This is a genomic window from Sulfitobacter sp. DSM 110093, from assembly GCF_022788715.1.
In the GTDB taxonomy this organism is placed as follows: Bacteria; Pseudomonadota; Alphaproteobacteria; order Rhodobacterales; family Rhodobacteraceae; genus Sulfitobacter.
Map to the genome: position 1 here is coordinate 2,245,001 of NZ_CP085167.1, position 13,102 is coordinate 2,258,102.

The window sequence follows — 13,102 nt, forward strand, 5'->3', positions numbered from 1 at the left end:
CGCCCATACGCATCTCACGGCGAAAAAGGATGATGATACCGGCAAGGAAATTCTCGAACACATCTTTAAAGGCAAAGCCGATGGCGACCGAGCCTATGCCAAGGCCAGCCAGAATGCTCGCCGGGGTCAGACCCGGAAACACGATCACCGCGGCGATCATGATGCCGAACACCCAAATGAGGATTGAGGTCAGAAGAGTGAAGAGGTCCTGCAAGCTGGGGCGTAGTTTGGTACGCCCCAGAGCCTTACTGACCAATGCGCGCCCAAGTGCCGCAATGAGCCAAGTTAGGATCAGCACAACCAGAGCAACCGCAACCTGCGGCAGGAGCGCGATTGTGTCTCGCGCCATTTCCATGACCTGACGCCACATAATCCTAACTGGTTCCATCCTAACCCCTTCCGAGACTTCTAAACAGATTGCAGCAAAACAGACTCTGCGGCGAGCATTATATGCCCTTACCAAGGCAGTAGCATAACTGGTCAACTTAACCTTGCGGGCTACCTACCCAATGAGAGCAAATTGCTGAGAGAGGACCCCGATAAGATCGGGGTTATACGATGGATATCATTCGCATCATTATCGCTATCCTGCTGCCCCCGCTTGGGGTGTTTTTGCAGGAAGGTCTGGGAAAGCACTTCTGGATCAACATCATCCTGACGCTATTGGGCTATATTCCCGGTATCGTGCACGCGATTTACATCATCATTAAGAGGTAGGTGCGACGAGCCTTTGCCTTAAAAAAGCACGCCCCTGACAATCAGAGGCGTGCGCTACAATCAGTCAGACAATTTATCCTTGGCGTCACCGACGCCCTTTTGCACTTTGCCTTCTGCCTGATCGGCCTGACCTTCGCGCTTAAGGTCGTCATTGCCAGCCGCATCACCAGCTTCTTCTTTCACCTTACCGCCAATGTCCTTGGCCTTGCCTTCTGCCTGATCTTCATTCGCCATGGTTGCTCTCCTCCATCTCTGTAGAAAAGCAACGTCAGAGCACGAGTGGAAGTTCCGACATGGCAAAGCTGATTGGAACGAAACCGATAGCGCGGCTTACGTTCCAGACTGACCATTTCGAAAAAATGGTGCCCGGGGGCGGAATCGAACCACCGACACGAGGATTTTCAATCCACTGCTCTACCCCTGAGCTACCCGGGCACGGGTCACCTCTTTCGAGGTCGGGTGAGCGGGTTCTAGGACCTGTGGCGCGGGGTGTCCAGCCCCATTTTACCCTGAAATTCACTTCTTTTCGCGAAGGGCAAATTATCCAGCGTTAATGAGGCTTTGGAGGGCTGTCTTGCGCTGCTTCGGCGGCCTCAATGGCCGCCTCGACGTCTTCGGGATCGCGTGAGGGGACGGCATAGCTGTCGTTGAACCAGCGGCCTAGATCGATGTCAGCGCAGCGGCGCGAGCAGAAGGGGCGGTGCGCTTTGACGGTCTCAGCTTTGCAGATCGGGCAGCTCATTCGCCACCTCCTACAAGAACCTCCGCCAGCACCGGGCGGGCGCGTTTGCGCTGCAATTCGTAATGGCCCAGCGGTGTCCAACCGACCAGCGTCGTGTCCACATCATCGGCGCGGAAAGCGGCGCGTAGGGCGCTTTCAAAGGTGCGGCGATCCTTCTTGGGCATGGGGGCGAGATCGAGGGTGATCTGCCCGCCAAGACCGCGCAAGCGCAGGGCGCGGGGCAGCGCGCGGGCGCAGGCCATATTGGCTTTCACGCCAGCGGCGAGTGATGCATCGCTGCCGGTGTTCACGTCCACAGCCACAAGTGCGCGGGTCGGCTCAACGAAGATCGACGCTCCGTTGCCAAGGGGAACTTGCGGCGAGGACAGGCGGTCAAGCTCTTCCAAAACACTATGGTCCCTGAAGCCCCCAGCCTCGGTCACGACCTCGGCAGGTGCGGTCCAGTCACGCCACGCCAACAGATGCGGGCCATCGCCTTCGCTCAGCACTTCCATCTCCTGCCCGTCATCATTGGCCACGGTATCCGCAAGGGCCAACATATTCGCGATATCCTCGGCAATATCATCGGCATCGGCCCCGGCGCAGGAGGAGCGCAGTATCAGCCCCAGATCGGCCCCGCCTGCGGCTTCATGCGCGATTTCGAGCAAACGGTCGCGCTCTTCTTCATCCTTGATGGAGCGCGAGATGTTCAGCCCCGGCGCATCGGGCGTCACGATGGCATAGCGCGATTTGAACAGCAGCTTATTGGTCACCGGGATCGCCTTACCCGGCTCGGCGTGGCCCGAAACCTGCACCAGAATCGTCTGACCGGGCGCCAGGCCTTTGATCTGCCGCAGGAATGCCGCGCCGTCGGGGGTCTTGAGGAACATGCCCCCCTGGCCCTTCACCGGACGATCCGCAATGGCGCGGTACACGGTGCCAACGCGCGGCGCGTCGCTGTCCACGAGAAAATCGTCCAACTTGCCGTCCACCATGAGTGCAGCGGCTTCAACATCGCCTAGATGGTCGAGAATGATCGTACGGCCCTTCATGCGGCACCTCCGTCAAATGGGTAGCCTGCCGCTTGCAGCAGGTTCGCAGCCTCGGCCAAAGGCAGGCCGACGATTGCAGTGAATGAGCCGCTGATCCATGGGATCAGCGCGCCAGCGGGGCCTTGGATACCATAGCCGCCCGCTTTGCCACGCCAATCGCCGGTGGCGAGGTAGCGGCGGATCTCCGGCTCGGAAAGGGACTTCATCTTTACGGTGCTCTGCACATCGCGTTGCCAGAGCTTATCGCCTTTTTTCACAGCCACAGCGGTCACCACCTTATGACGGCGGCCCGACATCAGCCGCAGGAAGGCCTCGGCTTCGGCCTCATTCTCGGGCTTGCCGAGGATGCGCCGCCCGAGCGCTACGGTGGTATCGGCGCAGAGCACGATATCATCCGCCTCAGCGGGCACAGCCGCCACCTTTTCACGCGCCATGCGGGCGCAATAGGGGCGCGGCAGTTCGGCCTTGTGGGGGGTCTCGTCAATGTCGGGGGCGCGGATGGCATCGGGGACCACACCGATCTGGGCCAAAAGCTCCAAACGGCGCGGTGATCCTGATCCGAGAATGAACTGCATCTTATGGGCCTCTTTGCCTGAGGCCGGCAGCCCGGTCGGGGCCGCGCACGGCCCCGCCTGCGCCGCGCAACGCGCGTACGCGGTGCCGCTTACTTGAAGCGATAGTTGATCCGACCCTTGGTCAAATCATAGGGTGTCATTTCCACCTGAACTTTGTCGCCAGCCAGAACACGGATGCGGTTTTTCCGCATCTTGCCTGCCGTATGCGCGATGATCTCATGGCCGTTTTCCAGCTCGACCCGAAACGTCGCGTTAGGCAGGAGTTCCTTCACGACACCGGGAAATTCGAGCGTATCTTCCTTGGCCATGGTCTCTCCTTGAGCACAAAACCCTCCAATTTGAGGGCGCAGGCTTAAATGGGCGCATTTTACTGCTTTTTCAAGAGGGATTCAGCGCAGTGTGACGTTTATCGCTGTTCCATCCCGCCCAAACTGGTCTTGCCAGTCGCGCCGATTGAGCACGATGCCATCTGCGCGGACCTCCGCAACCTGCGCCAAGTCGGCCTCTGCGACCGTCCAGCCGGGGGCGTTGACCTCTCGCACGGCCAAAACACCGGTGGGCGGGAAGCCGCGGTCAGGCGGGCAGAAAATGCCGCCAGCGCCAAATGACTGCCCCAAAGCATCAGACCAATCCGCCGCACCAACAACCGAAGACATCGCCGTGATACACTGATTCTCAAGGGCGCGGGCCATGGAGCCGATGCGCACACGCCAATATCCCGCCAGCGTTTCCGTGACACTTGGCACGCAGATCACATCGCAATCGGCCAGCGCACGGCCCAGCAGCGGAAATTCACTATCGTAACAGATCAAAATGCCGATCTTGCCAATCGCGGTCTCGAATACCTGAAGCGCGTTGCCTCCGATCACGCCCCACTCTTCACGCTCGAAACGGGTCATGATCTGCTTGTCCTGCACCCCCACCTGCCCAGTAGGCGTGATCAGCCGCGTGCGGTTGACCGGACGGCTCTCGGTCGCCGCGGGGCCAGAGCCTGCTACGATATGCACATTGTGCTCGGCGGCGAGCTTCACGTGCAGCCGGTCGGCTTCCTCAAGCTTGTCCGAGACCGAGAAAAGCGAGCGCTCCAGATCGGCGGCCACTTCGGCCCCATCCAGCGTGGCCAATTCCATCGCGGCATATTCGGGAAAAACCAGCAGTTCCGCCCCCTGCACCGCGGCCTCGGCTACCCAATGGGCCAGCTTGTCTTCGTACTGCGCCCATGAGGTTAGAACATCGAGCGGATAGGCAGCTGTGGCGATTTTCATTCGGAGAGGCTCCTGAGGGCTGTTTGCCCGCAGTCTGCGCAGCTTTGGCGGCGGCTTCAAGGGGGCGACCCGTGAGCCCGAAGCGCCTCCCGCCGCTTTTCCAGATGCGACAGTTATGCTGCCACTTCCATGGGCAAATGCTTGACCTGAGCCGCCCGTGGTTTCACAAGATCCGAAAGAGTTGGGACCACATGCTGAACAAAGGCATCACCCTTCGGGGCATCGAAGTGTTTGAGGCGCTCGCGCGCAGCGGATCGGTGGCGCAGGCGGCAGAGGCCACGGGGCTTAGCCAGCCCGCCGTCAGCCAGCAGATGCGCAACCTCGAAGCCGCCATAGGCGCAGAACTAATTGATCACACGCGCCGCCCCATGCGGTTGACCCAAGCCGGGCAAATGTTCCTGCGCCGGGCCGGGCTCGCCCTGACCGAACTGCGCCAAGCACAAAGTGAAGTCACAGTGATGGATCTCGCGCATCTAGAGGCGCTGAACCTCGGAGTTATTGATGATTTCGATGATGATCTGACCCCACGCCTTGCAACAATCCTTGGCGACAGTCTGACCGGATGCCGCTTTCGCATGATCACCGCAGGCAGCAACGAATTGGCCGATGCCCTGCGTGACAAGAGCCTGCATATGGCACTTTTTGCCCAGATCGAAGGCACATTGGACGCGGTGGTGGAATATCCGCTGGCCCGCGATCCCTTTATCATCGTTACCCCTGAACAGACGCCGCATGCCCCCGCAGCCCTGCTGAGCGGCGACAGCGATCTGCCATTCCTGCGCTATGCCAAAGACCAGTTGATCGCGCGCCAGATTGACACCCACCTTGCGGCCCAAAGCCATGACCTGCCCGCGCGATTTGAGATCGGCAGCCATCTGGCGCTGATGGCCATGGTGGCGCGGGGGATCGGTTGGGCGATCACCACGCCCCTAGGCTACATGCGGGCGGCGCGTTTTCACAGCAAATTGGCCGCACATCCCCTGCCCGCCCCGGTGCCGTCGCGCAGCATTTCGCTGTTTGCCGGGGATGAATGGTCAGGCCCCGTCCCGCGCGACATTGCCCAAACCCTGCGTCAGTTGATGCAAACCCATATGATCGCCCCCGCCATTGCGCAGTTGCCGTGGTTGGCCGATGGTTTCCATCTGCTTGAAGATAACGACCGGATCGGAGACTAATCAGCCATGACAAAAATCGTGATCCTAACCGGCGCAGGCATCTCGGCCGAAAGCGGGCTCGAGACCTTTCGCGCATCAGACGGGCTTTGGGCGCAGCACCGGGTCGAAGATGTTGCCACCCCCGAAGGTTTCGCCAGCAACCCCAAGCTGGTGGTCGACTTCTACAATGCCCGCCGCGCGCAGGCGGCAGAAGTATCGCCAAACCCTGCGCATGAGGCGCTGGCGAAACTGGAAGCCGAGCTTGATGGCGAAGTGGTGATGATCACGCAGAACGTGGATGATCTGCACGAACAGGGCGGCTCGCAAAAGGTTATGCATATGCATGGTGCTCTCAAAGGCGCGCTTTGTGCCGCCTGCGATCATCGCTGGCCCGCGCCGATGGTTATGGCTCCCGGCGATCCCTGCCCCGCATGCAATGCCCCCGCCGCCCGACCCGACATCGTTTGGTTCGGCGAAATGCCCTATGAGATGGATGCGCTTTTCGATCATCTGGCCGAGGCCGATATCTTTGCCGCCATTGGCACATCGGGAAACGTCTATCCGGCCGCCGGTTTCGTCGCCGAAGCCCGCCGCGCCGGGGCACATACGATTGAATTCAATTTAGAACGCTCTGCCGTGGGCAACCAATTTGAGGAACACCGCATTGGGGCAGCAAGTCAAACTGTCCCCGAATGGGTCGCAGAGATTTTGAAGGCGCGCCGTTAAGGTCCGGCGCGCCGAAGAAGCTTAGCGAGGTTCGCTGCTCAGCCCTTTGTAGATCGTGTAACACATCACCAGCATCAGAATAGCAAAGGGAACCCCCGTTGCCGTGACCCCTGCCTGCAAGGCCGAGAGCCCGCCGCCGATCAGCAGCACGATGGCGATCAACCCCTCAACCACACACCAGAAGACCCGCTGTGGCACCGGAGCGTCAATCTTGCCGCCTGCGGTGATGGTATCAACCACCAGTGACCCCGAATCTGACGACGTAACAAAGAATACCAGCGCCAAAAGGATCGCGATGGTCGATGCGGTCTTGGTGAAGGGCAGCTCATTAAGCATCCCAAACAGCGAAAGTTCTGGCGAGTAGCTATCGATTACATTCGCTTTCACCAATGACGTCTCAGGACTTGTGAGGATCTGGTCGATTGCGATGCCGCCAAAGACACCCATCCAAATAAAGATGATCAGCGAGGGGATCAGCAGAACGCAGACGATGAACTCCCGTACCGTGCGCCCACGCGATACCCGCGCGATGAACATGCCGACAAAAGGCGCCCAAGAGATCCACCACGCCCAATAGAAGGCTGTCCAACCTTCGCGGTACGAATCGTCCTCACGACCAAATGGGTTGGAAAGTGGCACGATCTCTTGCGTGTAGGCGACCAGCCCGGTCCAGAATCCATCAAGCCCCACCAGCGTCGGGCCAACGAAGAGCACGAAGAGGAAGAACAGGATCGCCACCACCATGTTCACCTCCGACAAGACCTTCACCCCACCATCCAATCCCCGCCAGACCGAGACGAGCGCCACAGCGGTGACCAGCAGAATGATGATCACCTGCGCGTTGGTCGAAATCTCTAGCCCGAATGCAAAGTTAAAGCCTGCATTGGCCTGCTGCGCACCCAGCCCCAGCGACGTTGCCAGACCAAATAGCGTTGCGAACACGGCCAAGATATCAATGATATGCCCTGGCCAACCCCAAACGCGATCCCCCAGAATGGGGTAGAAACACGACCGGATCGAAAATGGCAGCCCCTTGTTATAAGTAAACAGCGCCAAAGCCAGCGCCATGATCGCATAGACGGCCCACCCGTGCAGACCCCAATGATAAAAGGTCGCCGCAAGCCCCATGGCACGGGCCGCCTCGACATTCTCAGGTATGATCGACCCATCCTCAGCAATCGGCAATGGCACCCCTAAAGGGCTGGAAACATTCATATGGTACACAGGCTCAAGCACGCCAAAGAACAACAGGCCAATGCCCATGCCCGCGGCAAAAAGCATCGCAAACCACGCGGGGTAGGAATACTCCGGCACGGCGTCCTTGCCGCCCAACCTAACCTTTGAGATCGGCATAAAGATCAGGGCGATACAGAAGATCACAAAGATATTCACGATAATCATAAACAGCCAATCCAGCTTGCTGGTGGCAAAATCCCGCACTGCAAGAAAAAGCTCCCCTGCTTGGCTGGGAAAGATCATTGTCAGCAGCACAAAGGCCACGGCCGTCAGCCCGGATACCATGAAAACCGGGTTGTGAATGTCAAAGCCAAGAGGGCCAAGAGTGCCGTCAATATTGTCTTGGCCGACTTCGAAATCGGTTTCGATCTCGCCATTGTCGGGGGTGGGGTCAGTCATGATGTCTCCGATCTTGAATGCACTGTCTTAGCCCCGCTTTGGCAGGTCGCATGGCCAGAACAACGAGTGTCAGAGGGTAAATTAGCTCCGCTTGGCGATATTTCCCGAATAAAAACATCAATCTGTGAAAGGAATTTCAAAAGCCTGCCCCATTCGGCTCTTTGCTTAAACAGGGTCGGCATTAAAAAATGCCTAAGCCACAAACGAAAAAAGCCCCGATCCTTTCGGATCGAGGCCCATTCTGGTCTGTGTTAAGCCTTAGCTCAGCACATCAGCGGTCGCGCTGGATTTGGCGATCGCTTTTTTGATTTTCAGCGCGTTGTCGGACAGTTCAACGTCCTTGGCTTTCGCCAGGAACTTGTCCAGACCACCGCGGTGGTCAACGCTGCGCAGGGCTGCGGCAGAGATGCGCAGCTTGAACGCACGGCCCAATGCCTCGGACTGCAACGACACGTCGTTGAGGTTCGGCAAGAACCGACGGCGGGTGCGGTTGTTGGCGTGGCTTACATTGTTGCCCGTCATCGGGCCTTTTCCGGTCAATTCGCAACGGCGCGACATGGGTTCATCCTTTTGCTGTTGTGTCTGCCCAGCGATCCGGGAAACACATACGATAGGGGCCGCGCAGAGCCGACCCTGAATTGGTCCGCTGGCTTTAAGGGGAATCGCGGTAGCCGTCAACCCGAAGCGCAGGACTTGAGCGCTTTTCCTGTCAGAGAGCTTGGCCCGTCAAGGTCACCCCAGCCCGCCCTGCCCGCGCTACGCTAGTTTTTGCCACCTGTGATAGAGTTTTCTTTGCATCCCCCTGATGGATTTGCGATGCAGACATATGACCATACAGATGCGCGCCCTCTTCGTTCACCTTTTTACTGCCACCGGTGCGGTGCTGGCGATGCTCGCCATGCTCGCCGCTGTGGAGGAAAAATGGGATTTGATGTTCCTTTGGCTGGTGATCGCCTTTTTTGTTGATGGCATCGACGGCCCATTGGCGCGCAGATACGATGTGAAGACCAATGCGCCGGAGTTTGACGGCGTCTTGATGGATCTCATCATCGACTACCTCACCTATGTCTTTATTCCGGCCTTCGCGCTGTTCACCTCGGGCCTGATGGATGGCTGGAGCGGTTGGGCGATGATCATTATCATCACCTTTGCCAGCGTCATGTATTTTTCCGACACCCGCATGAAAACCAAGGACAATTCCTTTAAAGGTTTTCCCGGCTGCTGGAACATGCTGGTGCTGGTGCTATTTGCTTTGCAGCCCGAATGGTGGATCAGCTTGATCGTGGTCACGATCCTTGCCGCGGCGATGTTTCTGCCGATCAAGTTCGTGCACCCCGTTCGGACCGAACGCTGGCGCCCCGTGACATTGCCCATGGCGCTGGCATGGACCTTCTTCGCGGGCTGGTCGGCTTGGGTGAACTTTCACCCCGAAAGCTGGGCCCACTGGGGTCTGGTAATCACCTCAGTCTACCTGATTTGCGCTGGTGCTGCGCAGCAGTTGATCCCCCTCGCCGAAGACTGAGCTTGCTTTAGGCGCTTATATCAACAGCCCCGCCGCGCCCTCATGGCGCAGCAATGCGACCTTGGTCTCAACCCCGCCTGCCCCGCTAAAGCCGGTCAGCCCCTTTGCCCCCATCACGCGGTGGCAGGGGATGATAATCGGGATCGGATTGCCGCCACAGGCCCCGCCCACCGCTTGCGCTGGCATGCCAAGGTCGCGGGCAATCTCGCCATAGGTGCGGGTATCGCCGAACGGAATCGCCAGAATCGCGGCGCAGACCTCGCGCTGGAAATCGCTCCCTTTGATGCGAAGTGGCAGGTCAAAGCTCTGGCGCTTACCTGTCGCGTATTCGTTAAGTTGGCTCAGCGCAGTATCGAGCAGGTCCGAGCAGTCCTGCCGTGTCGCCTGCCCCCAGCCAAGCGCGGTGATGGCGCCGTCTTCTTCGGTCAAGGTCAGATCGCCGAAGGGCGTGGTGAGGGAGGCGTGTTTCATTGTCCCATTCTGCGCCAGAAACGACATTTACGAAAGAGCGCTAAGGGCGATGCCCAGTGTGCCACCGTGCGGGGCATTGGCGACCGGCCAAAGAAAAACGGGCGCCGGTTATCCCGACGCCCGTTTTACCATGCTCTTGGAACGCCTTAGGCTTCCGCCAACGCCTCACGCACTGCTTCATCGCAGCGCCCGCAAACGCCGGGATGCTCATGCGTGCCGACATCAGGCAGCACCTTCCAGCAGCGCTCGCATTTGGCACCTTCGGCCTTTTCAAACACCACGGACACGCCTTGCGTCTCGGGCATGCGGAAGGCCTCAGCCGGGGCTGCATCGCCTGTTACGGTGATGTCAGACGTGATCGCAACATCCTCAAACGACACGCTTTCCAGCGCTTCGCGCTGCGCCTCATCGGTCACATGGACAATCGGTGCCGCCTCAAGCGAGGCACCGATTACCTTCTCAGTCCGCTGAACCTCAAGCGCTGCCGTTACCACACGCCGCGCGGCACGGACCTTGGCCCATTTCGCGGCCAGTTCCGGGTTTAACCATGCTTCGGGTGTCTCAGGCATATCCACAAGATGCACCGAGGATTCCTCGCCGGGGAAGCGCTCCAACCAGACTTCTTCCATGGTAAAGACCAGCACAGGTGCAAGCCATGTAGTCAGACGGTGGAAGAGGATATCCAGTACCGACCGCGCGGCGCGGCGGCGCAGAGTATCGCCATCACAATAGAGCGCATCCTTGCGGATATCAAAGTAGAAGGCCGAGAGATCGACGGTGGCAAAGGTGAACACCGCCTGAAACACACCTTGGAAATCGAAGCGCGCAAAACCATCCCGCACGACTTTGTCGAGCTCCGCCACCCGGTGCAGCACCCAACGCTCCAACTCGGGCATATCGGCGGGATCGACGCGATCGGCCTCGGAGAAATCATTCAACGCCCCCAGCATGTAGCGCATGGTGTTGCGCAAACGGCGATAGCTATCGGCCACGCCTTTGAGAATCTCATCCCCGATCCGCTGGTCGGCGGTATAATCGGTCTGCGCCACCCAGAGCCGCAGAATATCCGCGCCATACTGCTGCACGATCTTCTCGGGCACGATGGTATTGCCGATGGATTTGGACATCTTCATGCCCTTGGCGTCCAGCGTGAAGCCATGAGTCACCACATTGCGGTAAGGCGCGCGGCCCGTGGTGCCCACGGACTGCAACAGCGAGGAGTGGAACCACCCGCGGTGCTGGTCGGTGCCTTCCATGTAAACGTCTGCGATGCCGTCCTCGGTCCCGTCTTCACGGTCGCGCAGGGTGAAGGCATGGGTCGAGCCGCTGTCGAACCAAACGTCGAGGATGTCGGTCACCTGATCGAACTCCGCCGGATCGACGATGCCTTCGAGGAACCGCTCCTTCGCGCCTTCCGCATACCACGCATCGGCACCCTCGACCTCGAAAGCCTCGGTGATACGCTGGTTCACTGCTTCGTTGCGCAGTAGGAAGTTCTCATCCGTTGGGGCCACGCCCTTGCGCACGAAACAGGTCAGCGGCACGCCCCATGCGCGTTGGCGGCTCAGCACCCAGTCGGGCCGTGCCTCCATCATCGAATGCAGACGGTTGCGGCCAGATTTCGGCACCCAGTTGACCTTGTCGATACACGTCAGCGCGCGCTCGCGGATGGTCTTGCCGTTTTGGTCCAGACCGTCGCCGACTTCCTTGTCGATGGCAGCAAACCACTGCGGCGTATTGCGGTAGATCACCGGCGCCTTAGAGCGCCAGCTGTGCGGGTAGCTGTGCTTGATCTTGCCACGCGCCAGCAGACCGCCGACCTCAACCAGCTTGTCGATAATGGCGCTGTTGGCGTTGCCCTCCTTGCCATTGGGCTTGAGGATCGCTTTGCCGCCAAAGAACGGCAGATCGTCGCGGAAACGACCGTCTTCCATGACGTTATAGGTGATCACCTGTGGCAGCATACCCAGATCGCGGTAAAGCTCATATTCCTCAAGACCGTGCGACGGCGCGCAGTGCACGAAGCCTGTCCCCTCGTCCGAGGTCACGAAATCGGCGGCACGGAAATCGCGCGGATCATCCCACTCGCCCTCCGCCCCTTCGGCACCGGCCAGCGGGTGCAAAAGCGAGATTTTGGCCAATTCGTCATTCTCGACGCCGCGGACACGGCGCCACATGCCATCTTCCAGACGCGCCCGGGCAAAGACATCCGCCGCCAGATCATCGGCCAGCAGGAACCGCTCGCCCACCTCGGCCCAGCATTCGTCCGGTGTGGCGGTGACTTCGTAAAGGCCATAGGAAATGCCCTCGCCGTACACCACGGCCTTGTTCGAGGGCATGGTCCAAGGCGTTGTGGTCCAGATCACCACGTGCGCGCCGTCCAGATCGCCTTCGGTGCCGACGACCTCGAACTTCACCCAAACGGTGTGGCTTTCCTTGTCGTGATACTCGACCTCAGCCTCGGCCAGCGCGGTCTTTTCGACCGGCGACCACATCACAGGCTTAGAGCCCTGATAAAGCGTGCCGTTCATCAGGAACTTCATGAATTCCTCGGCGATCACGCGCTCGGCGTGGAAATCCATCGTGAGGTACGGGTTTTCCCAATTGCCGGTAATGCCCAACCGCTTGAACTCTTCGCGCTGCACATCGACCCAACCGCGGGCGAACTCGCGGCATTCGGCGCGGAATTCATTGATCGGCACCTGATCCTTGTCGCGGCCCTTCTTGCGGTACTGCTCTTCGATCTTCCATTCGATCGGCAGGCCGTGGCAATCCCAGCCGGGGATATAGCGCGCATCATAGCCCATCATCTGGTGGCTACGCACGATCATGTCCTTGATCGTCTTGTTCAGCGCGTGACCGATGTGCAGGTTCCCGTTGGCGTAGGGAGGGCCATCGTGCAGGGTGAAAGGCTCACGGCCCTCTTTCTCGCGCAGGCGGTCATAGACGCCGATTTTCTCCCAGCGTTCCAGCCAAGCGGGCTCGCGCTTGGGCAGTCCGGCGCGCATCGGGAAATCGGTTTTGGGCAGGTTCAACGTGGCTTTATAGTCGGGGGTCTCGGCGCACATGGGGAGCGTCCTTCGGCATTGGGGGGTTATTCAATCTGGTTCGGTGCGAGCGGCTCAAACACCTCGGCCCGGCGTCTCAGTTGGTCAGAGCGCCGGGGATATAATTCGAATAATGATCGCGGTGAGGCGTGTCATAAAGCCGCTTATAAACAGCCCCCCCTGCCCCGACAAGCCCCGGCAGAGCGACAGGAAATTG

Annotated in this window: 15 protein-coding genes and 1 tRNA gene (1 of these 16 only partly in view); 4 read left to right on the forward strand and 12 right to left on the reverse strand. The window is 59.4% G+C overall.

Annotated features, from left to right (window positions below; translation table 11 throughout):
* Positions 1 to 388: the beginning of a mechanosensitive ion channel gene (locus DSM110093_RS10970; RefSeq protein WP_243265092.1), read on the reverse strand. 491 nt of this gene lie to the left of the window's left edge; the window shows 388 of its 879 coding nt (coding positions 1–388); the start codon lies at positions 386 to 388; its stop codon lies beyond the left edge, outside the window.
* Positions 389 to 558: 170 nt separating this feature from the next.
* On the opposite strand from DSM110093_RS10970, the gene DSM110093_RS10975 reads away from it, so the two are divergent.
* Positions 559 to 717, forward strand: coding sequence for a YqaE/Pmp3 family membrane protein (locus tag DSM110093_RS10975; RefSeq protein WP_243265093.1), 159 nt, complete (start codon positions 559 to 561; stop codon positions 715 to 717).
* A gap of 60 nt (positions 718 to 777) precedes the next feature.
* On the opposite strand, the gene DSM110093_RS10980 is transcribed toward DSM110093_RS10975, so the two are convergent.
* The 7 genes from DSM110093_RS10980 to DSM110093_RS11010 all read right to left on the reverse strand — a co-directional run bounded on the left by DSM110093_RS10980 (position 778) and on the right by DSM110093_RS11010 (position 4,330).
* Complete coding sequence (locus tag DSM110093_RS10980) at positions 778 to 951, reverse strand: CsbD family protein (protein WP_243265094.1); 174 nt, start codon at positions 949 to 951, stop codon at positions 778 to 780.
* Positions 952 to 1,077: 126 nt separating this feature from the next.
* Positions 1,078 to 1,152, reverse strand: a tRNA-Phe gene (locus DSM110093_RS10985).
* Positions 1,153 to 1,267: 115 nt separating this feature from the next.
* Positions 1,268 to 1,459, reverse strand: coding sequence for a DNA gyrase inhibitor YacG (yacG, locus tag DSM110093_RS10990; protein WP_243265095.1), 192 nt, complete (start codon positions 1,457 to 1,459; stop codon positions 1,268 to 1,270).
* Positions 1,456 to 2,490: a ribonuclease E/G gene (locus DSM110093_RS10995; RefSeq protein WP_243265096.1), complete on the reverse strand. Its 1,035-nt coding sequence runs from the start codon at positions 2,488 to 2,490 to the stop codon at positions 1,456 to 1,458. Before DSM110093_RS10995 ends, yacG begins: the two co-directional genes overlap by 4 nt.
* Positions 2,487 to 3,065 carry a Maf family protein gene (locus tag DSM110093_RS11000; protein ID WP_243265098.1) on the reverse strand — a complete coding sequence of 193 codons (579 nt, stop codon included), beginning with the start codon at positions 3,063 to 3,065 and terminating at the stop codon, positions 2,487 to 2,489. Before DSM110093_RS11000 ends, DSM110093_RS10995 begins: the two co-directional genes overlap by 4 nt.
* A gap of 89 nt (positions 3,066 to 3,154) precedes the next feature.
* On the reverse strand, positions 3,155 to 3,373 hold the full coding sequence (infA, locus tag DSM110093_RS11005; protein WP_005978431.1) for a translation initiation factor IF-1: 219 nt from the start codon (positions 3,371 to 3,373) through the stop codon (positions 3,155 to 3,157).
* Positions 3,374 to 3,454: 81 nt separating this feature from the next.
* Entirely contained in the window at positions 3,455 to 4,330 is an 876-nt protein-coding gene (locus tag DSM110093_RS11010) for a carbon-nitrogen hydrolase family protein (RefSeq protein ID WP_243265099.1), read from the reverse strand.
* A 191-nt stretch (positions 4,331 to 4,521) separates the two neighbouring features.
* On the opposite strand from DSM110093_RS11010, the gene DSM110093_RS11015 reads away from it, so the two are divergent.
* Positions 4,522 to 5,505: a LysR family transcriptional regulator gene (locus DSM110093_RS11015; protein WP_243267717.1), complete on the forward strand. Its 984-nt coding sequence runs from the start codon at positions 4,522 to 4,524 to the stop codon at positions 5,503 to 5,505.
* 6 nt (positions 5,506 to 5,511) lie between these two features.
* On the forward strand, positions 5,512 to 6,210 hold the full coding sequence (locus tag DSM110093_RS11020) for an NAD-dependent deacylase (RefSeq protein WP_243265100.1): 699 nt from the start codon (positions 5,512 to 5,514) through the stop codon (positions 6,208 to 6,210).
* A 21-nt stretch (positions 6,211 to 6,231) separates the two neighbouring features.
* Here the strand turns inward: DSM110093_RS11020 and DSM110093_RS11025 are convergent, their stop codons facing one another.
* Complete coding sequence (locus DSM110093_RS11025) at positions 6,232 to 7,845, reverse strand: BCCT family transporter (RefSeq protein WP_243265102.1); 1,614 nt, start codon at positions 7,843 to 7,845, stop codon at positions 6,232 to 6,234.
* Positions 7,846 to 8,103: 258 nt separating this feature from the next.
* On the reverse strand, positions 8,104 to 8,403 hold the full coding sequence (gene rpmB / locus DSM110093_RS11030) for a 50S ribosomal protein L28 (protein WP_067268014.1): 300 nt from the start codon (positions 8,401 to 8,403) through the stop codon (positions 8,104 to 8,106).
* Between the two features lie 268 nt (positions 8,404 to 8,671).
* Here rpmB and DSM110093_RS11035 point away from each other — a divergent pair, with 268 nt between their 5' ends.
* A complete protein-coding gene (locus DSM110093_RS11035) occupies positions 8,672 to 9,367 on the forward strand; it encodes a CDP-alcohol phosphatidyltransferase family protein (protein ID WP_243265103.1) in 696 nt (231 codons plus the stop codon).
* A gap of 15 nt (positions 9,368 to 9,382) precedes the next feature.
* Here the strand turns inward: DSM110093_RS11035 and DSM110093_RS11040 are convergent, their stop codons facing one another.
* The gene (locus DSM110093_RS11040) at positions 9,383 to 9,838 is read right to left on the reverse strand and encodes a methylated-DNA--[protein]-cysteine S-methyltransferase (RefSeq protein ID WP_243265104.1); all 456 of its coding nucleotides are present in this window, start codon (positions 9,836 to 9,838) and stop codon (positions 9,383 to 9,385) included.
* 146 nt (positions 9,839 to 9,984) lie between these two features.
* The gene (gene ileS / locus DSM110093_RS11045) at positions 9,985 to 12,906 is read right to left on the reverse strand and encodes an isoleucine--tRNA ligase (protein ID WP_243265105.1); all 2,922 of its coding nucleotides are present in this window, start codon (positions 12,904 to 12,906) and stop codon (positions 9,985 to 9,987) included.
* Positions 12,907 to 13,102 lie beyond the last annotated feature (196 nt).

What these genes read in the sequence shown, in the direction of transcription:
- DSM110093_RS10995 (WP_243265096.1), bottom strand. Translation starts at nt 2,490, where the DNA reads ATGAAGGGCCGTACGATCATTCTCGACCATCTAGGCGATGTTGAAGCC.
- DSM110093_RS11010 (WP_243265099.1), bottom strand. Translation starts at nt 4,330, where the DNA reads ATGAAAATCGCCACAGCTGCCTATCCGCTCGATGTTCTAACCTCATGG.
- yacG (WP_243265095.1), bottom strand. Translation starts at nt 1,459, where the DNA reads ATGAGCTGCCCGATCTGCAAAGCTGAGACCGTCAAAGCGCACCGCCCC.
- DSM110093_RS11040 (WP_243265104.1), bottom strand. Translation starts at nt 9,838, where the DNA reads ATGAAACACGCCTCCCTCACCACGCCCTTCGGCGATCTGACCTTGACC.
- DSM110093_RS11035 (WP_243265103.1), top strand. Translation starts at nt 8,672, where the DNA reads ATGACCATACAGATGCGCGCCCTCTTCGTTCACCTTTTTACTGCCACC.
- DSM110093_RS11025 (WP_243265102.1), bottom strand. Translation starts at nt 7,845, where the DNA reads ATGACTGACCCCACCCCCGACAATGGCGAGATCGAAACCGATTTCGAA.
- DSM110093_RS10975 (WP_243265093.1), top strand. Translation starts at nt 559, where the DNA reads ATGGATATCATTCGCATCATTATCGCTATCCTGCTGCCCCCGCTTGGG.
- ileS (WP_243265105.1), bottom strand. Translation starts at nt 12,906, where the DNA reads ATGTGCGCCGAGACCCCCGACTATAAAGCCACGTTGAACCTGCCCAAA.
- DSM110093_RS11015 (WP_243267717.1), top strand. Translation starts at nt 4,522, where the DNA reads ATGCTGAACAAAGGCATCACCCTTCGGGGCATCGAAGTGTTTGAGGCG.
- infA (WP_005978431.1), bottom strand. Translation starts at nt 3,373, where the DNA reads ATGGCCAAGGAAGATACGCTCGAATTTCCCGGTGTCGTGAAGGAACTC.
- DSM110093_RS10980 (WP_243265094.1), bottom strand. Translation starts at nt 951, where the DNA reads ATGGCGAATGAAGATCAGGCAGAAGGCAAGGCCAAGGACATTGGCGGT.
- DSM110093_RS11020 (WP_243265100.1), top strand. Translation starts at nt 5,512, where the DNA reads ATGACAAAAATCGTGATCCTAACCGGCGCAGGCATCTCGGCCGAAAGC.
- rpmB (WP_067268014.1), bottom strand. Translation starts at nt 8,403, where the DNA reads ATGTCGCGCCGTTGCGAATTGACCGGAAAAGGCCCGATGACGGGCAAC.
- DSM110093_RS11000 (WP_243265098.1), bottom strand. Translation starts at nt 3,065, where the DNA reads ATGCAGTTCATTCTCGGATCAGGATCACCGCGCCGTTTGGAGCTTTTG.